The organism is Paraburkholderia sp. LEh10, from assembly GCF_017814945.1.
Classification (GTDB): domain Bacteria; phylum Pseudomonadota; class Gammaproteobacteria; order Burkholderiales; family Burkholderiaceae; genus Paraburkholderia.
Genome location: NZ_JAGIPX010000007.1, coordinates 195,041 through 216,416, shown reverse-complemented (window position 1 = coordinate 216,416; position 21,376 = coordinate 195,041). Strand labels below are relative to the sequence as shown.

Here is a 21,376-nt window from a genome sequence, read left to right as displayed (position 1 = left end):
TCGTCGAAGAACAGCCTGTCGACCGGCACACTGACGTACAGCGACATCGAAAACCACTCGCATTACAGCGCGAACAGCAACGGGATCAGTGCGGGCGTCGGCATGCAGAACACTGGCAAGTCGGTCGGGCCGGGTTCGGTGAGCAATGCAGGTGGTATCTCGCCGATGATTTCGCAGAACGAAAACGGCGACCAGAGTGCGACGACGCGCACTGCGGTGAGCGCGGGCACGATCAACGTCACGGACGGCGCGCATCAGACGCAGGACATTGCCAGCCTGAGCCGCGACACGACGGACACGAACGGCACGGTATCAAAGACGCCGGACGTGAACGACATGCTCTCGCAGCAGGCCGACACGATGCAGGCGGCACAGGCGGCGGGTCAGGTGGTGGCGCAGGGGATTGGGGCGTATGCGGACAGCAAGCGCGATACGGCCATAGAGAACGCGAAGGCAGCAAAGGACCGCGGCGACACGCAGGCGGCGCAGGGCTACTGGAGCGAGGCGCAGTCGTGGGCCGACGACGGTTCCAACCGGATCGCACTGCATATGGCGGGCGGTGGCCTGATCGGCGGACTGGGCGGCGGCAGTGTCTTTACGGCAGCGGGCGGGGCGTTAGGCGCGGGGCTGACGTCGTACCTTGCGGGTCAGAGCCGGGCGATAGCGAACTCGGTGGCAGGCGAGACAGGTTCGGAGATAGTTGGCAAGGTGGTGGCCAACGTGGTGGCAACGCTGGGGGGCGGCCTGGTAGGGGGGACGGCGGGCGCGGCGACGGCGTCGAACGTGAACCTGTATAACCAGTGGAACGACAAGTCGGGCGCATATGCGGATGAGCAGATTGCGCAGGCGATGGGGGAAACCGGGAGCAAACGGCCTTCGCTGGGCGAATTGTTCCTGATGGGTATCGCCAACGGTCTGAATGCGGTTGTGGGCATGGGAGGGGGCAAGCCACCTGCGGCGAGTCCGGGGGCTGTGCTGGTGGATTCGGCGGTGGGCCAGGCAGCGGGTGCCGGGATATCATCTGGCAGTTCGGTGGCGGGGTATGGGGCCGGTAATGCGACGTTCAATAGCGGGAATAGCGCCGGCAACGATCGGCAGTCAGCAAACGATGGCAGCAGTTCGGTTCCCGGCCGCGCTCAATCGCGCATTAACGTGACGAACGACGGCATGGAACATATAAATGATCGTCACCTTGATCCGAGCGTGAACGCGAGCCAGTTCTCGATTGGTGAAGGTGATCTTCGCAGTTTGTTGCAAGATCCGAACACGATATCAACTCCGATTACGCGGGAGATACCGAGTGCAGACGGTATTAGATACGTGCGAGAGATCGACGTAGGTAAAACTATTGGGACCGACAAATACAGTAACGGGCAGCCCACATCTGTTCTGACTGTTCTTACAGATAAGTATGGGAATCTCGTAACAGCGTTTCCAGGGAAACTGAAATGAGTGTAGGTAGACAGATGGCAGTGGAAGCAATTCGGCAGCATTTGCTTCAAAGCTCGGCAAGCCTACTTGTTAGTAACGATGCTTTGGGGCTTGCTCTGCGCCGTTTCTTCCCGGAGTTGAAACGTGCATTTGTAATGAACTGGATACCGGAACAGGGTGAAGATATCTATTGGGTTCTGGTTAGCTCAACAGAGGTCGCAGAAATTGAGATTCCGCGAGTGATAGGCGCGGAGAGCAATTCGCCTTCGTTAAAAATAGTGGCCCTTGATGCTTACCAGAAGAAGCGGCATTCGCGTGATGTTCGACAACGATTAAAGGTCGGAGTCGAGCTGATCAAAAGTAGTTAAGGCGCAAACAACAAACCCAGCCATCAAGCTGGATTTGTTGTTTATGGCGTTGTTCAGTCTGGCGTGATAACGAGGCGGCCGTACTGGACCTCGACCCTGACGCGCTGGCCGGGCTCGAAGCCGGCCTATTCAAGCCACATACCGGCGATGCGAAGCCACGGAAAGAACGCGGGTGTACGCCAGTCCCTGCCGGGTTTGGGTGAGGGCCGCCAGCGCATGAGTTGCTGGACGGTGGCGTGTCGCTCGGGATGAGCGTGCAATGCATTAAGATTGGCATCAGCCATATCAACTCCTTGGTCGAGTTGGTGGTGGTCAGCGGGCCGTGGGTGCTGGTAACGCCCATGGCCCGCGCGAGCCGCCGAGTCGTCTTGCACCGCATGTCCGAGCGTGGCACACCGCCCGCCGTCAAGGCTGCCCTTCGGCGCGCGTTGCGCGGCCTTGACGGGTTCGGCTCCGGAGCGGTACGCGAAGGCTTGCGAGGTCATGGAGCCGTGGGACACGACGGCCCTGTTCCGCCGGCAAACCTGGTGGCCTGAAGGTTCGGCATGCGATGTAAATCCAGATGAAGCAGGTGCCTCCTCTGGCAGACTCGCGCCTTCAGGGCAAAACCCGCGTCGGGGCAAAAAATTGCAGGTACAGGTGCGCGTCAGGGAAAACCGCTTCGGCAAGCCTTGCCCCGTCAGGGGTTGGGTGGGTTCGAGAACGGCGAGTGTGTCGGGGATGCGTATTAAGGGCAATACGGGTCTGAAGGGCGCGGGTGATATCCAGCACCGTGGATGCGGAAAAGAACAGCCTGACGACGGGCACGCTGACGTACAGCGACATCGAAAACCGCTCGCATTACAGCGCCAACAGTGCGGGGATCAGTGCGGGGGTGGGAGTCGGTAATACGGGCAAGGCGACGGGGACGGGTTCGGTGAGCGGCTCGGGCGGCGGGATGCCGATGGCCCAGAACGAGAGCGGCGACCAGAACGCGACCACGCGCAGTGCGATCAGCGCGGGCACGATCAACGTCACGGACGGCGCGCATCAGACGCAGGACATTGCCAGCCTGAGCCGCGACACGACGGACACGAACGGCACGGTATCAAAGACGCCGGACGTGAACGACATGCTCTCGCAGCAGGCCGACACTATGCAGGCGGCACAGGCGGCGGGTCAGGTGGTGGCGCAGGGGATTGCCGCATATGCGAATGACAAGCAGAAGGCGGCACAGGGTCAGGCCGACGCAGCAAAGGCGGCAGGTAATACCGACCTTGCTGCGCAGTACCAGGCGCAGGCGGATTCATGGGATGAGGGTGGGACGAACCGGATTGCGCTGCATGTTGCGGGCGGTGCGCTGGTGGCGGGACTGGGTGGTGGCAGTATCGGCAGCGCGGCACAGGGCGCAGCGGGTGCGGGTGTCGCGGCGTGGGCTGCGGGCGACCTGAACCGGCTGGCCAACGGCACGCGTAATGCGCTGGGTGGTGGTGACGCGGCGCAGACGGCGGGTCACGTGCTGGCTAACGTCGTTGCAGGCGCGGGCGGGTTCCTGATCGGCGGGACGACCGGTGCGTTCTCGGCCAGTAATGCCGATCTCTACAACCGGAGCACGGGTAACGGTGACGGCCAGGGCAGCACGGCGAATACAGCTGTAGATACTGTCAAGAACGCAGCGGCTGGCGCGTGGAATGGTCTGGTCAGCCTTGGCGAGATGGTTGCCAATATCCCGAATGGCGGGCCGTTTGCTTCGCCTGGTGATCCGGGATATATCTCGGCGAATGGACTGAAGCTGCCTTATACGCCCGGGGATCAAATTGGTGAAGGTGTCGAATTTGCTCTGGCAACAAGAGGGATCGGCAAAGGGACCGCGGCGGAACTTACAGCAGATGCACAGGCATTCGAAAAGTCTCTGGTTAACCTTCCACCAGGTGAGCGGGTCGCGCAAGTCAAGCAGACTGCGCAAACAGTGGCAGTTGATAATGGTTGGCAAAAGGACTCTCAGCTTAGCCGTATTAATGGCCGTGATGTATATCGCGCCGACGATGGCACCCTATATGCAGTTGACACGCAGCACGGCCGATTCGAGCAAGTCAATGCGAAAACTGGCGAACATATGGGTGAGGTCAGCATGATGGGACTTCAGCCGACGAAACCGGCGGATGCATCTGGGCGACACGATCTGAAATTGAAATGATGAACTGGACAAAACTTGTTGATTACGCGGAAGCGGAGGTAAAGCGAGGTGCTTTACTCCGGTTCGCTGCGGGTCAGCCATTCGAGGATCATGTGGTAATGATGGTCTGCGAGGCACCGGATAAATCTGGGCGACTCGGATTGATGGCGATCAGTGGTTATAAAGCGGGAATAAACTGCTACGTTGTGTTTCCTGAAGAGGCGGCTTCATACCAGCTATCAACAAAATGGCTTATTGATAACTGGCAGAAGTGGATCTGGCCAGGAGGCGATGTGAACGAGGTCGTGGTTCGCGATCCCTTGGAGGCACAGGAAATTACATAGTACAAACAGCAAACCCGGCACTTGCCGGGTTTGCTGTTTGTGGTATGCCTAACCGAAATCAGGCGTGATGGTGAGAGACGCATTGCGGCAATCGAAAGTAATACGCATGCGCTGGCCAGGCGTGAAACCGGCCTGTCTGAGCCAGACATCGGCGATCTGCATCCAGGGCATGAATGGCGCGGATGGGCGCGCGTGCTGCGCTGGACCGTAGTCGGGCGAATCGCGCAGCGTGACACATGCATGTGTTCGCTGGCGTGGTGAACGTGGTTTAAGATTGGCGTCAGCCATGATCAGTTCTCCGTGTGAACTGGTGGTGGTCAGCGGGTCGTATGGGTTGCCGCCCATGCGGCCCGCGCTTCGTTTACGTTACTGCGTCCCCCTTCTTTAGCGGCTTCGCTTGCCGGTGCCCTGCGTTGGCGCCGGTGTAGCTGGTGCGGCTGCAAGCTGCGCCCATCGCTTGGCGTCGTGCATATGCAAGACGCTGGCGATCACGGTTTCAATGGCTTCACGCTCCTTCGGATCAAGCCGGGAGACGGCTTCGAACTGAAGCTTGAGCCGTTCGTCCGGGCCACGCTCACTCTCCTCAAAAAGCAACGTATCTGCGCTCACACTCAATGCAAGGGCGATGCGTCGGAAGACCTCAATGGTCGGCTGCGACGTTCCAGCCTCGTACCGCTTGTACTGCGATACATGCATGCCGATCTTGTCGGCCATCTGTTGCTGCGTCAGGCCGCATTCCTTCCGGTAAGCGCTCAGGCGTTCGGGGAAGCTCATGGGCAGACGGAAGAGTTGAACGTAAGCCATTCCAGAACGCCTCGCATGTGAACGCGGCCAGCAGCGCGACGATCATCAGCGGCGGTGATACGAACATCACGGGTTCGCAGGTCAACGCAAAACAGGTGACGGCCGATGTGCGCGGCAACCTGGCTATCCGGAGCGTGCACGGCCCTGCCGACCCTGGGGCGTGGCAAGACTGGCAGGAAGCGGTATGTAAAGCGCTATCGAGAGAAGAAAACGCAGCGCCGCCAAATAGGGAATAACAACGAACTGGCCTTCGAGCCGGGTTTGTTGTTTATGGTGCTGTTAAATGCCCCGCACAGGGGCAACGCCCGCGCCGCGAGGCGCATCGCGGATGCCAGCGATAGCGGCAAAACAAACCCCATCGCGAACGCCCGCGCAAGAGCAAAAGCGAACCCCATCGCAGATGCCCGCAAAGCAAAACCAGCCAAAACCTATATGATGCTGCCCATCGCAAAAAATCCCGCCACCAGGCAACCATGCTCCCGAACCTGCTGGTCCAACTTGTCAACGGACTCGCGGACGCCTCCGCGCTCTTCCTCGTCGCAGCGGGGCTGTCGCTGATCTTCGGCGTCACGCGCATCGTCAATTTTGCGCACGGCTCGTTCTACATGCTGGGCATCTACGTCGCCTACAGCATCGCGAGCCGCTTCGGTGCGAGCACGGCAGGCTTCTGGCTGGCGATGCTCGCGTCGGCGCTCGTGATCGGCATGTTGGGCGCGCTCGTCGAATTCGTCGTGCTAAGGCGCATCTATCAGGCGCCCGAGTTGTTCCACCTGCTCGCGACCTTCGCCCTCGTGCTGATCTTGCGCGACGCCGCACTCGCGATCTGGGGGCCGCAGGACCTGTTCGGTCCGCGCGCGCCGCACCTTGCAGGCGCCGTCGAACTGCTCGGCCACCAGCTGCCGACCTATGACATCGCGTTGATCGTCATCGGCCCGCTCGTGCTTCTGCTCCTCTGGTCCGCACTGACGCGAACGCGCTGGGGCACGCTCGTGCGCGCGGCGACGCAGGACCGCGAGATGCTCGGCGCGCTCGGCATCAACCAGGCGTGGCTGTTCACCGGCGTGTTCTTCGTCGGCGCGTTTCTCGCGGGGCTGGGCGGCGCGTTGCAGGGGCCGCGCATGTCCGCGAATCTGTCGCTCGATCTCGAGACGATCGGCAATGCGTTCGTCGTCGTCGTGGTCGGCGGGATGGGCTCGATTCCGGGCGCGTTCATCGCGGCGCTGCTGATCGCGGAGATCAAGGCGCTGTGCATCGGCATCGGCCATGTGTCGCTGTTCGGCATCGACTTGTCGCTGAGCCGCTTCACGCTCGTCGCGGAATTCGTCGTGATGGCCGTCGTGCTCGTCGTGCGGCCCTGGGGTCTGCTGGGGCGCGCGACGCCCGCGCTTCGCACGGCAGGCGCAGCCGAACCGCCATTGAAGCCGGCCGGCAAACGCGTCAAATGGCTCGCCGCGTGCGTGCTCGCCATGCTCGTTCTCGCACCTCTCGCGGCCAGCGCGTTTCCGTACATGCCCGTGTTGCTCGTCGAAATTCTGATCGCCGTGCTGTTCGCCGCGAGCCTGCACTTCATCATGGGACCGGGCGGCATGCACTCGTTCGGTCATGCCGCGTATTTCGGCCTCGGCGCATACGGCGCGGCGCTCTTTCTGAAAGTGCTCGATCTGCCGATGGAAGCGGCGCTCTTCCTCGGGCCGTTGCTCGCCGTGCTCGGCGCGCTGGTGTTCGGCTGGTTCTGCGTGCGCCTGTCGGGCGTGTATCTGGCGATGCTCACGCTCGCGTTTGCGCAGATCGTGTGGTCGGTGGTGTATCAGTGGGACGACGTGACGGGCGGCAGCAACGGTATTCTTGGCTTGTGGCCGTCGAACTGGCTGTCGTCGCCCGTCGCGTACTACTACATGACGCTCGCGTGCGCGGTGCTGGGCGTGTGGCTTTTGCGGCGCATGCTGTTCTCGCCGCTGGGATACGCGATGCGCGCGTCACGCGATTCGGCGTTGCGCGCTGAAGCCATCGGCATCGACACGCAGCGCGTGCAATGGGCGGCATTCGTGATCGCGTCGCTGTTCTGCGGGCTCGCCGGTTCGCTGTACGCGTTTTCGAAAGGCACGATTTCGCCGGAAGTGATCAGCGTCAGCCGTTCCGTCGATGGCCTCGTGATGGTCCTGCTCGGCGGCGTTCAGACGTTGACGGGACCCGTCGCGGGCGCGGCGCTTTTCACGTGGCTGCAGGACGCCGTCGCGCGTCAGACCGACTACTGGCAGGCGCTGCTCGGCGTCGCGATCCTGCTGATGGTGATGGCATTTCCGCAGGGCATCGTCGGCTTCGTGCGCGAGCGCTTCGGGCGCGACGATGCGAGCGAGACCACGCAAACGGCAGGAGGCGGACGATGAGCCTCTTGCGCGTCGCGAACCTGTCGATGTCGTTCGGCGGCGTGAAAGCCGTCGACGACGTGTCATTCGACGTGAAGCCCGGCGAACTGCTCGCGCTGATCGGCCCGAACGGCGCGGGCAAATCGACGTGCTTCAATATCCTCAATGGACAATTGCGGCCGTCGCGCGGCTCGGTCCTGCTCGACGGGCAGGAACTCGTCGGCATGCGGCCGCGCGATATCTGGCGGCGCGGCGTGGGCCGCACGTTCCAGGTCGCGGCGACCTTCAATTCGATGACGGTGCTGGAAAACGTGCAAATGGCGCTCGTGTCGCGTGAGAAGCGTCTATACGGTTTGTGGAAGCCGGCCGCGTCGTGCTTCACGGATGAAGCGCTGTCGCTGCTCGATCAGGTCGGCATGGCCGCGCACGCGCGGCGCGCGTGCAGCGTGCTCGCGTATGGCGACGTGAAGCGCGTCGAAATGGCGATCGCGCTCGCCAACCGTCCAAAGCTGCTGCTGATGGATGAACCGACCGCGGGCATGGCGCCGCGCGAGCGCAACGAGCTGATGGCGCTGACCAAGCGTCTCGTCGTCGAGCGCAAGATGGGGGTGCTGTTCACCGAGCACAGCATGGACGTGGTGTTCTCATACGCCAACCGGGTGATCGTGCTCGCACGCGGCAAGCTGATCGCGCAAGGCGACGCGGACACGATCCGCAACGACGCCAACGTGCAAGCCGTGTACTTCGGCACGGGCAAGACGTTCCAGCCGCGCGCGGCGCTATCGATGTACGGGCGGGACGGCGGCGAAACCCCTGCGGGGCCGCGCGCATGAACGCACCGATGCTGAAAATCGAGCGGCTGAACGCGTACTACGGGCGCGCGCATATCCTGTTCGACGTGAGTCTCGAAGTGGGGCGCGGCGAAGTCGTCGCGCTGATGGGCCGCAACGGCGCGGGCAAATCGACGACGATGAAGGCCGTCATGGGCCTGCTGCCACGCCGCGACGGCACGGTCCATTTCAACGGCGCCGATATTTCCGCGCTGCCGCCGCACAGGATCGCGCGCATGGGACTCGGCTACGTGCCGGAAGACCGCCGCGTGTTTTCGGCGCTGACGGTGATGGAGAACCTCGACACAGGCCGCCAGCCGATGCGCGAGGGCGCGCCTTGCTGGACACCCGGCAAGCTCTTCAAGCTCTTTCCGAACCTCGGCGAAATGCCGGAGCGTCCCGGCGGCCAGATGAGCGGCGGCGAGCAGCAGATGCTCACGGTGTCGCGCACGCTGATGGGCAACCCGTACCTGGTCCTGCTCGACGAGCCGTCCGAGGGTGTCGCGCCCGTGATCGTCGAGCAGATGGCGAACATGATCGTCGAGCTCAAGCGCGAAGGGCTGTCGATTTTGCTGTCCGAGCAGAATCTGCATTTCGCCGAACTGGTCAGCGATCGCGCCTATGTGCTCGAAAAAGGGCAAATCCGCTTCAGCGGCACGATGGCCGAACTGGCGCAGGACGATGCCGTCCGGCGCGCGTATCTGAGCGTTTGATGGTTGGCCGCGAAGTTTCGCGGCGGCGCGCTGCCGGGCGCGGCGGCTAAACTCCGGTACGATGCAGCGTCTGGCGGCCAGCGCTGCCGCACCATTCAACCGACAACAAAACGGAGTTACGCATGATCTCGCGCTCAGCCTGGATTTCCCGCATGACCGTGTCACTGACGCTATCGCTGACGGCGCTCGGCGCATCCGCGCAGCAGACGATCAAGATCGGCGAGATCAACAGCTACAAGGCGCAGCCCGCGTTCCTCATGCCGTACAAGAACGGCTGGAATCTCGCGCTCGACCAGGTGAACGCGGCGGGCGGCGTGCTCGGCAAGAAGCTCGAAGTCGTGTCGCGCGACGATAACGCGAACCCCGGCGACACCATTCGCGTCGCGCAGGAACTGATCGCGCGCGAGCAGGTGCAACTGCTGTTCGGCGGCTATCTGTCGAACACGGGCCTGGCGCTGACCGACTTCGCGAAGCAGAAGCACATGTTCTTCCTCGCCGCCGAGCCGCTCACCGACAAGATCGTCTGGGCCGACGGCAACAAGTACACGTACCGGCTGCGTCCTTCGACCTACATGCAGGTCGCGATGCTCGTCCCCGAAGCAGCAAAGCTGAAGAAAAAGCGCTGGGCGCTCGTCTATCCGAACTATGAGTACGGCCAGTCGGCGGCCGCGACGTTCAAGAAACTGTTGAAGGCCGCGCAGCCCGACGTCGAGTTCGTCACCGAGCAGGCGACGCCGCTCGGCAACCTCGACGCCGGCGCGACCGTGCAGGCGCTCGCCGACGCGAAGCCCGACGCGATCTTCAATGTGCTGTTCAGCGCGGACCTCGGCAAGTTCGTCCGCGAAGGCAATACGCGCGGGCTCTTCAAGGATCGCAGCGTCGTCTCGCTGCTGACGGGCGAGCCGGATTATCTCGATCCCCTCGGCGCGGAAGCGCCCGTCGGCTGGATCGTGACGGGCTACCCGTGGTACTCCATCGATACGGCCGCAAACAAAAAGTTCGTCGCGGACTACGAGGCGAAGTATCACGACTATCCGCGCCTCGGCTCGGTGGTCGGCTACACGGCGCTGATGTCGATCGCGAACGGCATCAAAAAGGCCGGTTCGACCGACCCCGACAAACTCGCGGCTGCGTTCAAGGGCTTGAATGTCGATACGCCGTTCGGGCCGATCACGTATCGCCCGCAGGACAACCAGTCGACGATGGGCGCGTTCGTCGGCGTGACGGCGCTGAAGGACGGCAAGGGTGTGATGACGTCGTATCGATATATCGACGGCGCGAGCGTGCAGCCGTCGGATGCGGAAGTGAAGAAGCTGCGTCCCGCCGACTGATTCCACGTGTCGAGCGCACGCGCATCGAGGCCAGCCGCGCAGCTTGCGTGACTGGCCTTTTTTGCTGCGCGCCGCGTCATTCCTCCGCGTCGTGCTCGGCTACGAAGTGCCGCAGATACGCGAGCACGGCCGCTTCCGCCGCGCGATGATCGGCGCAGCTTTTTGAACCGGCGTTCTCTTCGTCGCCGAAAAGCGTCGATGGCGCGTCGTGGACATCCACCTCTTGTCCTTCGCGGAAGATGCGGATCTCGTGCATCGTCTCCGCGTACTCCGCCACCCAGTGAATGCCTTCGATATGCGTGCCTGCCCTGACTGTAGATGTATTCATGAGGCGTCTCCCGGGCCGGATTCGTCGTGCGGGCCCTTGTCGTAAACCATAGACGCTATGCGCGCATCGCGCAGCCTTCGTTGTGCATCGAATGGCGGCTGCGGGCGTGATTCGCGGGCGCCCGGCGTTGCATGTGTCGATACTGCAAGGCAGCGCGGATTTACGCATGCTCCCGACCGGCAGCGGGACGGAACGCCCGGAAGCCGCCCGACTTCCACGCGGCGTACCGTTGAAAGACGGGTGAGGCACATCCGTTGCTGTGCTAATGAAGCCAACGGTCACATACGGGAGCACTGACATGCCTGAAAAAGCAACCCTCAAGCGTGCCGCCGCGGACAAGCGCGCCGGCAAGTCGCCGAGCACTCAGGCCGGCGAGTTCGTGAAGGAAGAAATCGACCACGTGCGCGAAGGCAAGCACGGCGTCAAATCGGCGAAGCAGGCGATTGCGATTGGTTTGTCGAAGGCGCGGCGCGCGGGCGTCGCGTTGAAGCAGCCAAAGGCAGGGACGACGAGCGAAGCCACGCGCAAGAAGGCGGCCGCCGATACGGCAGCGGGCAAGCAGAAGTCGCCTGCCGCGAAACGGACAGCGGCCCGCAAGGCCGTTGCAAAGACCACGGGCGCGAAGACGGCGGCACGCCGCCCGAGCAGCGAATCGACGGCGAAGCGCTCGCAAGTCAGCGAGGCCGTGCTGAAGCGCGAAAGTGGGCGCGGCGCATCGAAGGAAGCGTTGTCGAAGCAGACGAAGTCGGCGGCCGCGCGCCGTCCGGCGGCAAGCCGCTCGGCCTCGGCAAAGAAGGCGGCTGCCACCAAGGGCGCGGCGGGCCGCTCGGCAGCGGCGAAGAAGGCTGCGCAGACGCGGGCCGCGCGTGCGCATCATTAGGCAAAGGTGGGGCAGCGCCGCTGCGCCCGTCTTGACGACGAGCGCGGCGGCACAACGCGGAACGCTTACTGGATGGACGCGAGCGCGTTGCGGACCGTCTGGAAGATGTGATCGATCTGCGCTTCGTCGATGATGAGGGGCGGCGAGAACGCCAGAATGTCGCCCGTGAAGCGGATCAGCACGCCCGCTTCGAAGCATTTGACGAACGCCTCGTAAGCGCGCGCGCCCGGCGCGCCGTCGCGCGGCGCCAGTTCGATGCCCGCGACCATCCCGAGATTGCGGACGTCCTTGACGTGCTTCGCGTCGCGCAGCGCGTGCGCGGCCGCCTCGAACTTCGGTGCCAGCGACGCCGCCCGCTCGAACAGGCCTTCGCGGCGATACAGGTCGAGCGCTGCGACGCATGCGGCGGCCGCGAGCGGGTGCGCCGAATACGTGTAGCCGTGGAACAGTTCGATTGCGCCTTGCGCGCCGCTGTTGATGATCGTGTCGTGGACGGTGCGGCTCGCGGCGACGGCGCCCAGCGGCACGGCTGCATTGTTGATCGCCTTGGCCATCGTCAGCAGATCGGGCTTCACGCCGAAGTATTCGCTGGCCGTCGCGGCGCCGAGGCGGCCGAAGCCCGTAATCACCTCGTCGAAGATCAGCAGGATGCCGTGCTTCGTGCAGATGTCGCGCAGCTTCTGCAAGTAGCCTTGCGGCGGAATCAGCACGCCCGTCGAGCCCGCGACGGGTTCGACGATCACGGCGGCGATCGTCGACGCGTCATGCAGCGCGACGATGCGCTCCAGTTCGTCGGCGAGATGCGCGCCCCAGGCCGGCTGGCCCTTCGAGAACGCATTGTGTTCGAGGTCGTGCGTGTGCGGCAGATGATCGACGGACGGCAGCAGCGCGCCCGAGAACGTCTTGCGGTTCGGCGCGATGCCGCCCACTGAAATGCCGCCGAACCCGACGCCGTGATAGCCGCGCTCGCGGCCGATCAGGCGCGTGCGCTGGCCTTCGCCGCGCGCGCGGTGGTAGGCGAGCGCGATCTTCAGCGCGGTGTCGACGGATTCGGAACCCGAGTTCGTGAAGAACACGCGGTCCAGCCCTTCGGGCATCAGTTCAGCGACCTTCGACGCCGCCTCGAACGCGAGCGGATGGCCCATCTGGAACGTCGGCGCGAAGTCGAGCGTCGCGGCCTGCTTTTGCACGGCGGCGACGATCTCGTCACGGCCGTGGCCCGCGTTCACGCACCACAGGCCCGCGCACGCGTCGAGCACGTCGCGCCCGTCGGTCGAGCGGTAGTACATGCCTTTCGCCGATTCCAGCAGGCGCGGCGCGGCCTTGAACTGGCGGTTGGCGGTGAACGGCATCCAGAAGTTCGACAGATCGTCGATGACAGGGCGCGAAGTCATGGTTTCTCCTCCAATGGGTAGCGAAACTGTAGCGTCCGAGGTTAAATGGCGGACATAAACAGTTGACTCACTGCGCTGCTAACTGTGCTGGCCGAATCGGCTGGACTGTGTTGGTCTTTGGCCGCAGCCGACAGCGCGAGCCACCGCTTCCGTCCGTACCCGCCTGGATACCGAAGATGATCGAACTCGAACTGGACCGTGACCGCCGTTGCGCGCCGACGCTCGTCGAGCAGGTCGTGCAGGGCTTCGCGCACGCGATCGACGCGCAGACGCTGCGCGCGGGCGCGCTGTTGCCGTCGGTGCGGCAGCTCGCGCAGTCGCATTCGTTGAGCACGTTCACGGTGACGGAGGCGTACAACCGGCTCGTGTCGATGGGGCTCGTGATCGCGCGGCGAGGCTCGGGCTACCGCGTCGCGCCGACCTCGCGCAACGCGCAGGCGAACGTCGTCGACTGGCAGCCGCCCAGCCTGACGGCGACCTGGCTGCTGTCCGACGTGTTCGCCGATCATTCCGTGCCGATCAAGGCGGGCGGCGGCTGGCTGCCGAACGAGTGGATCAACGAGACAGGCATGCAGCACGCGTTTCGCGCGATGAGCCGCGTGCCTGCCGCGCGCCTCGGCGACTATGGGCATCCGTACGGCTTTGCGCCGCTGCGCGCGAAGATCGCGGAGCAGATGGACCGGCGCGGCCTGCCCGTCGAGGTGTCGAACGTGCTGCTCACGCAGGGCGCGACACAGGCGCTCGACCTGATCGTGCGCACGCTGCTGCGCGCGGGCGATGCCGTGGTGGTCGAAGATCCCGGCTATTGCAATCTGCTGCAAATCCTCAAGCTCGCGGGGCTCACCGTGATCGGCGTGCCGCGCACACCGGCGGGCGTCGATACCGACGTGCTCGAAAAGATCGTCGACGAGCATCGTCCGAAGGCGATTTTCGTCAACACGACGCTGCAGAATCCGACGGGCGCAACGTACGGCATGGCGTCCGCGTACCGGCTGCTGCAGATCGCCGAGCGCAACCGCATGTGGGTGATCGAGGACGACGTCAGCCGCGAGCTCGCGCCGCCGGGCGCGCCGATTTTCGCGGCGATGGAAGGCTTGCGGCGCGTGCTGTACATCAGCGGCTTTTCGAAGACGGTGACGCCTGCGCTGCGCTGCGGCTACATCGTCGCCGAGCGTGACGTGCTGCGCGAACTGGCGCGCACGAAGATGGCGGTGGGCTTGACGTCGTCCGAGGCGATCGAGCGGATCGTCGACAAGGTGATGAACGAGGGGCGCTACGCGCGCCATGTCGAGCAGGTCAACGAGCGCCTGCGCGCCGCCCATGCCGTCGTCGAAGAGCGGCTGGACGCGCTGGGCCTGGAGGCATTTCACCGGCCGCGCGCGGGGCTGTTCCTGCTCGCGCGTTTGCCCGTCGAGGCCGAGCGCGCGGGCGAGATTGCGACGGCGGCGCTGGCCGACGGCATCTGGCTCGCGCCCGGCTCGTATTTCCGTCCCGACGATGCGCCGAGCGCGTGGTTTCGCTTCAACGTCCCGCATTCGACCGACGACGCGTTGTGGCGCTTCATCGAACGGGTAGGGCGCGGGTCCGGGATTTGATGTCCAGCCGATGACGACGGATCATGCACGGGCGCGAAGCGAGGCTTACGGCTTCGCGAGCGCGTCGATCAGTTCGCCGATATTCTGCGCGCCGACGTTGTCTTCGAGCAGTCCGATAAACACGCGGCTATACAGCTGATCCTGCTCGAGCTCGGACAGGTCAGCGCGCGCATTGGCAATCGCTTCGGCCGCGCGGTGCGCGGAACTGACAATCCGTTGTGCGAGTTTCTTTTCCATACCTTGCGCTATCGACAGCCTGTTGAAAAGCTTGAGCCGGTTGCCCCGCAATCGCGCGTCGGCGGCAATGCGATCGGGTCCGGTGTCACGCGACGAGCGCGTTCGATGCCGATGCCGCCCGGCTCGTGCGGCTGCGCTCCTTAGCGCCGTACATCATCAGGTCCGCCGTTCTCACCAGATCGGCGGCGCGCTCGCCTGACTGCAGCACCGCCACGCCGAGGCTCGCGCAGACGCGGTAATCGTTGCCGTGCACGCTGACGGGCGCTTCGAGCGCCGCCGTGATGTCGGCGGCGATCGCCGGCGCGGACGTCGATGCGGCCTCGTCGTCGATCACGACCAGAAACTCGTCGCCGCCCAGCCGTCCAACTTGCGCGCGGCCCTGCGTCACGTCCTTCAGGCGGCGCGCGATCTCGGCGAGAATCGCGTCGCCCAGATGGTGTCCGAACGTATCGTTGAGTTCCTTGAAGCGGTTCAGGTCGACGAAGATCACGCCGACGCGGCCGGCGGCATCCGCCGCGGCGACGGCTTCTTCGAGCAGATCCATGATGCAGCCGCGATTGGACAGGCCCGTCAGCCGGTCGATGTGCGCGAGCCGCCGCAGTTCTTCCTTGCCCTTCAGCAGCTTGCGGATCAGCGCGCCGATCCACGTGGACAGCCCGACGAGAATCACGGTGACGACGGCCGCCATCGTCACGTAGACGCGGCGCATTTTGTAGTAGTCGTCGAGCGCCTCTGCGACCGACAGGCCCGCCATGACCGTGAGTCCATACCGTTTGACCTCGCGGGTCGCGACGATGCGCTCCACGTGGTCGATGGGATCGACGAACACATCGTCGGTCGGGAGCGGGCCGACATAGGCGGTGGGCAATGCGCCGCCCGCGCGGCTGTGCATATCGCCCGCGCGGCGCGACAGCATGTAGCCGTGGCGGGACAGCACCGCGATCATGCCGTGCTCGCCGAGCGCCGCGCTCGTGTAGAAGCCGCCGGTGAGCCATGCAGGATCTTCCGACACGATCACCGCGCCGCCGAAGCTGCCGTCGGCACGGTTGATGCGCCGCGTCGCCTGAATCGACCATTGCCGCGAGATCCGTCCGATGAGCGGCTGGCTGATGAAGAGGCCGACGTCGGCGCGCTCGCGATGCACGCGGAAATGCTGGCGATCGCTCAGATCGACCGCGCCCGTGAAGGGAATCGTCGACGCGATCACGTGGCCGTCGGCGCCCGCCAGCGTGACCTGGAGCGCGGTGTCAGCCGTAATGAGGCCGTACGCCTGGTATTTCTTCAGGTCGAAGGTCTCTGGCGAGCTTTCGTATCCGTATTTGACGAGCAGCGCGATCGTATCGACGTCGTGGATCGTTTTCAGCGTGTGCGTGTCGAGCGCGCTGGCGACCGTGCGGGCCGCGACGCGCGCGTCGTGCATCGCGGCCGCGCTCTCGACGCGCAGCCGCATCAGGATCGTGACCCAGAGCACGGCGAGGATCAGCACGGTCAGCGCGGGCAGCAAAATGAACGCGCGATGAGGCAAGCGGCCACGGTCGAAGCCGGACGGCCACATGCGCTTGAGGAAGGCCGGAAGTCCGCCGATGGGCGACCCCGATGCGGGCGCTGTTTTCTTCACTGGCTGATGACTGACGCCTGGGCACGTCTTTCTACCGTTCATGAACGACGGAACGACGCTGCGGCGCCCGTCACCTTGCTGGTCCGTTATAACGGCAGCGCTGCGCGAAAGTTGACCGCAATTTCCAGATTCGGAAGGAACAGTACAGTCGTACTGAAGGAATGCGAATAGATCATACGAAAGCCGAATTTTAGTGCCGGAGCGACGCCGGTCAAATGGAGCGGGCGGCGAACGCGTAACCGTTCTTGCCACTGCGTTTGACTTCGTACATCGCGCCGTCGGCGGCGGCGACGAGCAGCCGGTGATCGGGCACCCGGTCCGGGAATGTCGCGATGCCGACGCTCGCGCGTACGAGGCCGAGTCCCATGTGGGCGTCGGTGTCGCCGACGCAGTTCATCAGCCGCGTGGCGATGCCCGTGAGTTCCGCGTCGCCGCGGAAACCGGAGACGAGCGCGGCGAACTCGTCGCCGCCCATGCGGGCGACCAGATCGCCGGGACGCAGCGACTGGCGGAAGCGTTGCGCGACCGCGATCAGAAAATCGTCGCCGATGGCATGGCCCCACGTGTCGTTGACCTGCTTGAAGCCATCGAGGTCGATATACAGCACCGCGCATGTCCGTTGCTCGCGCTCTGCTGCGATCCGGTCGAGCTGCGCGAGCAGTTGCTGGCGGTTCGGCAAGCCGGTCATCGCGTCGTGCTGAGCGGCGTGGCGAAACTGATGCGTAAGACCGGCAAGACGCCGGTGCCGCCGCGCGAACACGACGAGCGCCGCCAGCAGTGCGCCGACCACGACGACGGTCAGCACCGCGAGTACGCTCGCGATGCGCATCGTCCGCCGGTGGACATCGGCGCTGATCGCGTCGCGGCGTTCGCGCCAGTCGTCCGCGATGGCGGCGAGCGCATGCTTCAGATCATAGAGGCTCCGGGTACTTTGCGTCGTGGCATCCGACTGCGGCACGCGCTGCGCCGGGATCGGACTCGATCCGAGGAGTCTGTCGAGTTCGACGATATGCGTCTGCAGATCGGTCAGCGCGCGCTGGACCTCGCCGTTCGCGCCGTTCGCGCCGGGCGGCGCGTTCGATTGACGATTCGGCGGGCGATTCGAAGATTGCTTCGAGGGCGGGATGGAAGGCTGATCAGCAGGCTTCGCGGGCCGATTCGGCGCGAGCTGCGTGGACAGGCTTGCGGCGTTGCGCGCGCCCTCGGCGCGCTCGGCCGCCTCCAGCACGAGCGATGCGTACTGCAACTGAAAATGATCGGAGAAGAGCGCCTTGACCTGTACCGCGACGTATAGCAGCCCGATCACGAGGCATATCAGCGCGACGACGCCGACCGCGATGGGCTGCGGCCGCCATTGCGGGCGAAGACGGCGGTCCGGCGCGACGTTTCGCTTCACGCCGACGGATCAGGGATGCGAGTACGGATCAGGATTGCTGCCTGGTTCACGGCCGCGGCGGTGAAAGCCGATTTTGCGGAACATCGCGGTGAGGCGGGACGCCAGCGTTTCCTTCGGTTTCGCCCGTTGTGGCGGATGCCGGCTCGCGGCTGCCTGTTTGCTTCGATCGGCGCGAACGCTGTTGTTGGCCGCGCCCGACGCCGCGGGACGCGCGTTATGCGGCGGGTCGTCCGACGCATCGGCGATGGCGGCATCGTCGTCGGACGACTGGTCCGAATCGAGCGCGGCATTTGCGGCGAGGCCTCGCCTTTGCGACGACGGCAGGGCGGGGGTCACGCGGCCCGTGACGGCGCTCGTGGGCACGGCTGCATGCGCGGGGACGGCGAGATCGGCAGCGGATCGCGACATGATGAAATTGGGCGGCGGTCGTCGCGCCGCTTGCATCGCGTCGGCGTACGCCTGTTGATCGCGGCTGAACCAGATGATGTAGGCCGCAGTCCCCATTACGCCGACGGCCAGACCCATCGCGGAAATCAGGCAGACCTGCACCCAGTTGTAATGACGTGCTTGCTGATCGTCGCTGTCGGGCGCAAACGCGCTGTCGTCGTGTTGTAGCCGGCGGCCGCGCGCGCGGTCCGGCGATTCCTGTGCGTCCATGTGCAACGCCTCCGACCCTTGCGGTCTGCGTTCGTCAATGACGAGAACCGGCGCGCGCCACGCTGCCGGTGTGATCTGCCTCGCAGATAACCTTTGGGCTCAAAGCAATTCGCGAGCCCGGCGGTTGCCGATTCGACTGCATCGATCGGCGCGAACAGCGCGGGCCGCGCTGATGAGGAGTAACGGCTATTCTAATGGCAAAACGCCGGACGGATCTGCGAGGAAGCAGACATTCGAAGTGCGCGACAGTTGGATGACCGTTGGATAAAAACCGACGCATCAGAAGAAAAAAAGTGCAGTGGGCCGCGCGAACGGGCGGCCCTGGCCATCACGCGAAAAGCCGCAAGACGACGGGGTAAAGCGTCGCGACGAGCATCAACGCCATTGCGATATTGAAGGTGCGCAGCCAGACTGGCTTCGACAGCGCGCGCCGCATCGCCGTGCCGAAAGCCGCCCACAGGCAGATGCACGGCAGGCCGATCACGTAGAACAGCACGGCCATCAGCAGCGCGTTGGTGCCGAAGTCGGCGCTCAGGTGAATGGTCGTCGCGGCCGTCAGCACCATCATCCAGGCCTTCGGGTTGACCCACTGGAACGCGATTGCTTCGTGAAAACGCATTGGCCGGCGCTCGCCTTTTTTCACCTGCATGGCGCCCGACGTGCCGATTTTCCATGCGAGATACAGCAGATACGCGACGCTCAGCACTTCGAGCACCGTGTACAGCACCTCGAAGCGGCGGAACGCCTCGCCCAGACCGAACCCGACCGACAGCATCAGCAACGCGACACCCGCGCTGATGCCGAGAATATGCGGCAGCGTGCGGCGAAAACCGAAATTGACGCCCGACGCGAGCAGCATCGTGTTGTTCGGTCCGGGGGTGATGGTCGTGACGAGCGCGAACAGGATGCCGGCGGGCAGGGCGCTCAACGTGTCGAATGACATGGACGGCTCCGCAAAGTCAATTGATCCGATTTGCGACAGTGTATCGATCTGCGCCGGTACAGTACCTATACAGATTCATAGATGATTTCCGGTACGGAAACGCGCGTTCGGAACGTCTTGCCATCGCTCGATCATTCAGGGCACGATGCGCAGATAATTCTTCAAAGCCCCTGATCAGCATGCACACCCCGAAAGAAAAGCCCTCCGCGCGACTGAGCCTTCTAAAGGGCATCCTCCCGATCGACCGGGCGACGGCATGGCGGGACGTGTTCTCCGGCATTTCACTTGCGTCGATGGATATACCGCAGGTGCTGGGTTATGCGCGCATCGCTGGCATGCCCGCCGTGACGGGCCTTTATACCGTCTTCCTGCCGCTCGTCGCGTTTGCGTTCTTCGGTGCGTCGCGGCATCTCGTCGTCGCCGCCGATTCGGCCACCGCGACGATCTTCGCGAGCCGCGCGTCGACCATCGCGCCGATGGGAAGCGCCGAATACGTTGCGCTGGCAGGCATGGTCGCGTTGCTGACGGCGGCGCTGCTGCTGCTCGCGCGCATCTTCAGGCTCGGCTTTCTCGCCGATTTCCTGTCACGCACGGTGCTGGTCGGCTTTCTGACGGGCGTGGGCTTGCAGGTGTCGATCGCAATGCTCGGCGACATGTTCGGCATGACCGTGCCGTATCCTTCGTCGCGAAGTCTCGCGCAACTGTTGTATGTGATCGGTCATGGCGCGCAGGCCCATCTGCCGACCCTTGCGCTCACGGTGCTGGTGGTGGGCGCCATTCTCATCTGCAAGGGATTTTGGCCGCGCTTGCCGATGCCGCTCATCGCCGTGGTGGGCAGCATCGCGGCAAGCAAGGCATTCGATTTCGCCGCGCACGGCATTGCGGTGCTCGGTCCCGTCAGTGGCGGTTTGCCGCCGCTGGCCTTTCCGGCTGTTACGTGGCAGCAGTTTCTCGATCTCGTCCCGGTGGCGGCGTCGTGCTTCGTGATGATCATCGCGCAAAGCGCCGCCGCCGCGCGCGTGTTCGCGCAGCAGTATCACGAAGAAATCGATACCAATGCCGACATCCTCGGGCTCGCGGCGGCCAATGCGACGGCGGCCTTCAGCGGCACGTTCGTGGTCAACGGCAGCCCGACGCAGACAGCGATGGCCGAACGCGCGGGCACGCGCAGCCAGATCGGGCAACTCGCGTTTGCAGCCGTCGTGATGGTGGTGCTGCTGTTTCTGAGCTCGTATCTCCAGTATCTGCCGCATTGCGTACTGGCCGGAATCGTGTTCACGATCGCCGTCGGCCTGATCAATGTGCCGAGCCTCGCGGCGATCCGCAGCGAAAGCCCCGGCGAGTTCACGCTGGCGCTCGTCACGGCGGCTGCAGTCGTGATGCTGGGCGTCGAGCACGGCATCCTGCTCGCCGTCGCGTTGTCGCTGCTGCGGCATGTGCGGCACAGCTACCATCCGCATACGATGGTGCTGGAGCCCTCGCCAGCGAACGGAAAGTGGCTGCCCGTTCCCGCGAGCCCTGGGATCATGACGGCGCCGGGCCTCATCGTGTACCGCTTCGGCGCCGATCTGTTCTTCGCCAACGATCACTTCTTCACGTCGGAAGTGATCAAGCTGATCGACGCGGCGTCGGGCGAACTGCGCGCCTTCATCGTCGATGCGGGCGCGATCACGGCGCTCGACTATTCGGCGGCGCGCACGTTGAGCGACCTGATCGCGGACCTGCACGAACGCAACCTCACCGTCATCTTCGGCCGTGTGAACCCCTATCTGCGATCCGACATGGACCGGCACGGGATCACGCAGGCGATCGGCGCGTCGAACGTCTACGACACGCTGCACGAGGCGGTTGCGGCTGCGGGCGTGACCCCGCCGCCGCATGAGGTGGGCACGGTGTAGACGAACATGATCGCGCGCTGCGGCCGTCACGGCCGTCATGAGCCTCAACGCGCACATGAGCCTATCGCTTACCCTGGATCTCCCTTCA

At 64.3% G+C, this 21,376-nt stretch carries 20 protein-coding genes and 1 pseudogene; 12 read left to right on the top strand and 9 right to left on the bottom strand.

The window, feature by feature from the left end; translation table 11 throughout:
- The 4 genes and pseudogenes from J8I87_RS44565 to imm45 form a co-directional block, all read left to right on the top strand.
- Positions 1 to 1,452: pseudogene (locus J8I87_RS44565) on the top strand (cell surface protein); the annotation flags it as partial.
- Positions 1,449 to 1,799 carry a hypothetical protein gene (locus J8I87_RS08665; RefSeq protein ID WP_209931024.1) on the top strand — a complete coding sequence of 117 codons (351 nt, stop codon included), beginning with the start codon at positions 1,449 to 1,451 and terminating at the stop codon, positions 1,797 to 1,799. The pseudogene J8I87_RS44565 and the gene J8I87_RS08665, both read left to right, overlap by 4 nt.
- A 757-nt stretch (positions 1,800 to 2,556) precedes the next feature.
- Positions 2,557 to 3,975, top strand: coding sequence for a hypothetical protein (locus tag J8I87_RS45935; RefSeq protein ID WP_209931023.1), 1,419 nt, complete (start codon positions 2,557 to 2,559; stop codon positions 3,973 to 3,975).
- The gene (gene imm45 / locus J8I87_RS08655) at positions 3,972 to 4,298 is read left to right on the top strand and encodes an Imm45 family immunity protein (protein ID WP_209931022.1); all 327 of its coding nucleotides are present in this window, start codon (positions 3,972 to 3,974) and stop codon (positions 4,296 to 4,298) included. Before J8I87_RS45935 ends, imm45 begins: the two co-directional genes overlap by 4 nt.
- Before the next feature lie 48 nt (positions 4,299 to 4,346).
- Here imm45 and J8I87_RS08650 read toward each other — a convergent pair whose 3' ends face one another.
- Both J8I87_RS08650 and J8I87_RS08645 read right to left on the bottom strand, forming a co-directional pair.
- A complete protein-coding gene (locus tag J8I87_RS08650; RefSeq protein WP_209931021.1) occupies positions 4,347 to 4,643 on the bottom strand; it encodes a SymE family type I addiction module toxin in 297 nt (98 codons plus the stop codon).
- A 39-nt stretch (positions 4,644 to 4,682) separates the two neighbouring features.
- Positions 4,683 to 5,102, bottom strand: a complete 420-nt coding sequence (locus J8I87_RS08645) for a helix-turn-helix domain-containing protein (RefSeq protein ID WP_209931020.1) — start codon at positions 5,100 to 5,102, stop codon at positions 4,683 to 4,685.
- A gap of 17 nt (positions 5,103 to 5,119) precedes the next feature.
- Between J8I87_RS08645 and J8I87_RS08640 the strand changes: the two genes are divergently transcribed.
- From J8I87_RS08640 to J8I87_RS08620, 5 genes are all read left to right on the top strand, one after another.
- On the top strand, positions 5,120 to 5,338 hold the full coding sequence (locus J8I87_RS08640; RefSeq protein WP_209931019.1) for a hemagglutinin repeat-containing protein: 219 nt from the start codon (positions 5,120 to 5,122) through the stop codon (positions 5,336 to 5,338).
- Between the two features lie 237 nt (positions 5,339 to 5,575).
- Positions 5,576 to 7,489: an ABC transporter permease gene (locus J8I87_RS08635; protein WP_209931018.1), complete on the top strand. Its 1,914-nt coding sequence runs from the start codon at positions 5,576 to 5,578 to the stop codon at positions 7,487 to 7,489.
- Positions 7,486 to 8,301, top strand: coding sequence for an ABC transporter ATP-binding protein (locus tag J8I87_RS08630; RefSeq protein ID WP_209931017.1), 816 nt, complete (start codon positions 7,486 to 7,488; stop codon positions 8,299 to 8,301). The genes J8I87_RS08635 and J8I87_RS08630 overlap by 4 nt, the downstream gene beginning before the upstream one ends.
- Positions 8,298 to 9,011: an ABC transporter ATP-binding protein gene (locus J8I87_RS08625; RefSeq protein WP_209931016.1), complete on the top strand. Its 714-nt coding sequence runs from the start codon at positions 8,298 to 8,300 to the stop codon at positions 9,009 to 9,011. Before J8I87_RS08630 ends, J8I87_RS08625 begins: the two co-directional genes overlap by 4 nt.
- 122 nt (positions 9,012 to 9,133) lie before the next feature.
- Positions 9,134 to 10,342, top strand: a complete 1,209-nt coding sequence (locus J8I87_RS08620; protein WP_209931015.1) for an ABC transporter substrate-binding protein — start codon at positions 9,134 to 9,136, stop codon at positions 10,340 to 10,342.
- A 76-nt stretch (positions 10,343 to 10,418) separates the two neighbouring features.
- On the opposite strand, the gene J8I87_RS08615 is transcribed toward J8I87_RS08620, so the two are convergent.
- Positions 10,419 to 10,670 (bottom strand): hypothetical protein, encoded by a 252-nt coding sequence (locus tag J8I87_RS08615; RefSeq protein ID WP_209931014.1) that lies wholly within the window; start codon positions 10,668 to 10,670, stop codon positions 10,419 to 10,421.
- 298 nt (positions 10,671 to 10,968) lie between these two features.
- Between J8I87_RS08615 and J8I87_RS08610 the strand changes: the two genes are divergently transcribed.
- The gene (locus J8I87_RS08610) at positions 10,969 to 11,550 is read left to right on the top strand and encodes a DUF6496 domain-containing protein (protein ID WP_209931013.1); all 582 of its coding nucleotides are present in this window, start codon (positions 10,969 to 10,971) and stop codon (positions 11,548 to 11,550) included.
- A 65-nt stretch (positions 11,551 to 11,615) separates the two neighbouring features.
- On the opposite strand, the gene J8I87_RS08605 is transcribed toward J8I87_RS08610, so the two are convergent.
- Positions 11,616 to 12,944, bottom strand: coding sequence for an aspartate aminotransferase family protein (locus J8I87_RS08605; protein WP_209931012.1), 1,329 nt, complete (start codon positions 12,942 to 12,944; stop codon positions 11,616 to 11,618).
- A 176-nt stretch (positions 12,945 to 13,120) separates the two neighbouring features.
- On the opposite strand from J8I87_RS08605, the gene J8I87_RS08600 reads away from it, so the two are divergent.
- The gene (locus J8I87_RS08600; RefSeq protein WP_209931011.1) at positions 13,121 to 14,539 is read left to right on the top strand and encodes a PLP-dependent aminotransferase family protein; all 1,419 of its coding nucleotides are present in this window, start codon (positions 13,121 to 13,123) and stop codon (positions 14,537 to 14,539) included.
- Positions 14,540 to 14,584: 45 nt separating this feature from the next.
- Here J8I87_RS08600 and J8I87_RS08595 read toward each other — a convergent pair whose 3' ends face one another.
- From J8I87_RS08595 to J8I87_RS08575, 5 genes are all read right to left on the bottom strand, one after another.
- Positions 14,585 to 14,776, bottom strand: coding sequence for a hypothetical protein (locus tag J8I87_RS08595; RefSeq protein ID WP_209931010.1), 192 nt, complete (start codon positions 14,774 to 14,776; stop codon positions 14,585 to 14,587).
- A gap of 85 nt (positions 14,777 to 14,861) precedes the next feature.
- Complete coding sequence (locus J8I87_RS08590) at positions 14,862 to 16,394, bottom strand: sensor domain-containing diguanylate cyclase (protein ID WP_313064290.1); 1,533 nt, start codon at positions 16,392 to 16,394, stop codon at positions 14,862 to 14,864.
- Positions 16,395 to 16,605: 211 nt separating this feature from the next.
- Positions 16,606 to 17,790, bottom strand: coding sequence for a GGDEF domain-containing protein (locus J8I87_RS08585; RefSeq protein ID WP_209931008.1), 1,185 nt, complete (start codon positions 17,788 to 17,790; stop codon positions 16,606 to 16,608).
- Between the two features lie 9 nt (positions 17,791 to 17,799).
- The gene (locus tag J8I87_RS08580) at positions 17,800 to 18,447 is read right to left on the bottom strand and encodes a hypothetical protein (protein ID WP_209931007.1); all 648 of its coding nucleotides are present in this window, start codon (positions 18,445 to 18,447) and stop codon (positions 17,800 to 17,802) included.
- 328 nt (positions 18,448 to 18,775) lie between these two features.
- Positions 18,776 to 19,390, bottom strand: a complete 615-nt coding sequence (locus J8I87_RS08575; protein ID WP_209931006.1) for a LysE family translocator — start codon at positions 19,388 to 19,390, stop codon at positions 18,776 to 18,778.
- 179 nt (positions 19,391 to 19,569) lie between these two features.
- Between J8I87_RS08575 and J8I87_RS08570 the strand changes: the two genes are divergently transcribed.
- Entirely contained in the window at positions 19,570 to 21,288 is a 1,719-nt protein-coding gene (locus J8I87_RS08570; protein WP_209931005.1) for a SulP family inorganic anion transporter, read from the top strand.
- The last annotated feature ends 88 nt before the right edge of the window (positions 21,289 to 21,376 follow it).

What these genes read in the sequence shown, in the direction of transcription:
- J8I87_RS08580 (WP_209931007.1), bottom strand. Translation starts at nt 18,447, where the DNA reads ATGGACGCACAGGAATCGCCGGACCGCGCGCGCGGCCGCCGGCTACAA.
- J8I87_RS08625 (WP_209931016.1), top strand. Translation starts at nt 8,298, where the DNA reads ATGAACGCACCGATGCTGAAAATCGAGCGGCTGAACGCGTACTACGGG.
- imm45 (WP_209931022.1), top strand. Translation starts at nt 3,972, where the DNA reads ATGATGAACTGGACAAAACTTGTTGATTACGCGGAAGCGGAGGTAAAG.
- J8I87_RS08605 (WP_209931012.1), bottom strand. Translation starts at nt 12,944, where the DNA reads ATGACTTCGCGCCCTGTCATCGACGATCTGTCGAACTTCTGGATGCCG.
- J8I87_RS08645 (WP_209931020.1), bottom strand. Translation starts at nt 5,102, where the DNA reads ATGGCTTACGTTCAACTCTTCCGTCTGCCCATGAGCTTCCCCGAACGC.
- J8I87_RS08600 (WP_209931011.1), top strand. Translation starts at nt 13,121, where the DNA reads ATGATCGAACTCGAACTGGACCGTGACCGCCGTTGCGCGCCGACGCTC.
- J8I87_RS08610 (WP_209931013.1), top strand. Translation starts at nt 10,969, where the DNA reads ATGCCTGAAAAAGCAACCCTCAAGCGTGCCGCCGCGGACAAGCGCGCC.
- J8I87_RS08665 (WP_209931024.1), top strand. Translation starts at nt 1,449, where the DNA reads ATGAGTGTAGGTAGACAGATGGCAGTGGAAGCAATTCGGCAGCATTTG.
- J8I87_RS08650 (WP_209931021.1), bottom strand. Translation starts at nt 4,643, where the DNA reads ATGGGCGGCAACCCATACGACCCGCTGACCACCACCAGTTCACACGGA.
- J8I87_RS08575 (WP_209931006.1), bottom strand. Translation starts at nt 19,390, where the DNA reads ATGTCATTCGACACGTTGAGCGCCCTGCCCGCCGGCATCCTGTTCGCG.
- J8I87_RS08615 (WP_209931014.1), bottom strand. Translation starts at nt 10,670, where the DNA reads ATGAATACATCTACAGTCAGGGCAGGCACGCATATCGAAGGCATTCAC.
- J8I87_RS08570 (WP_209931005.1), top strand. Translation starts at nt 19,570, where the DNA reads ATGCACACCCCGAAAGAAAAGCCCTCCGCGCGACTGAGCCTTCTAAAG.
- J8I87_RS08635 (WP_209931018.1), top strand. Translation starts at nt 5,576, where the DNA reads ATGCTCCCGAACCTGCTGGTCCAACTTGTCAACGGACTCGCGGACGCC.
- J8I87_RS08620 (WP_209931015.1), top strand. Translation starts at nt 9,134, where the DNA reads ATGATCTCGCGCTCAGCCTGGATTTCCCGCATGACCGTGTCACTGACG.
- J8I87_RS08595 (WP_209931010.1), bottom strand. Translation starts at nt 14,776, where the DNA reads ATGGAAAAGAAACTCGCACAACGGATTGTCAGTTCCGCGCACCGCGCG.
- J8I87_RS08630 (WP_209931017.1), top strand. Translation starts at nt 7,486, where the DNA reads ATGAGCCTCTTGCGCGTCGCGAACCTGTCGATGTCGTTCGGCGGCGTG.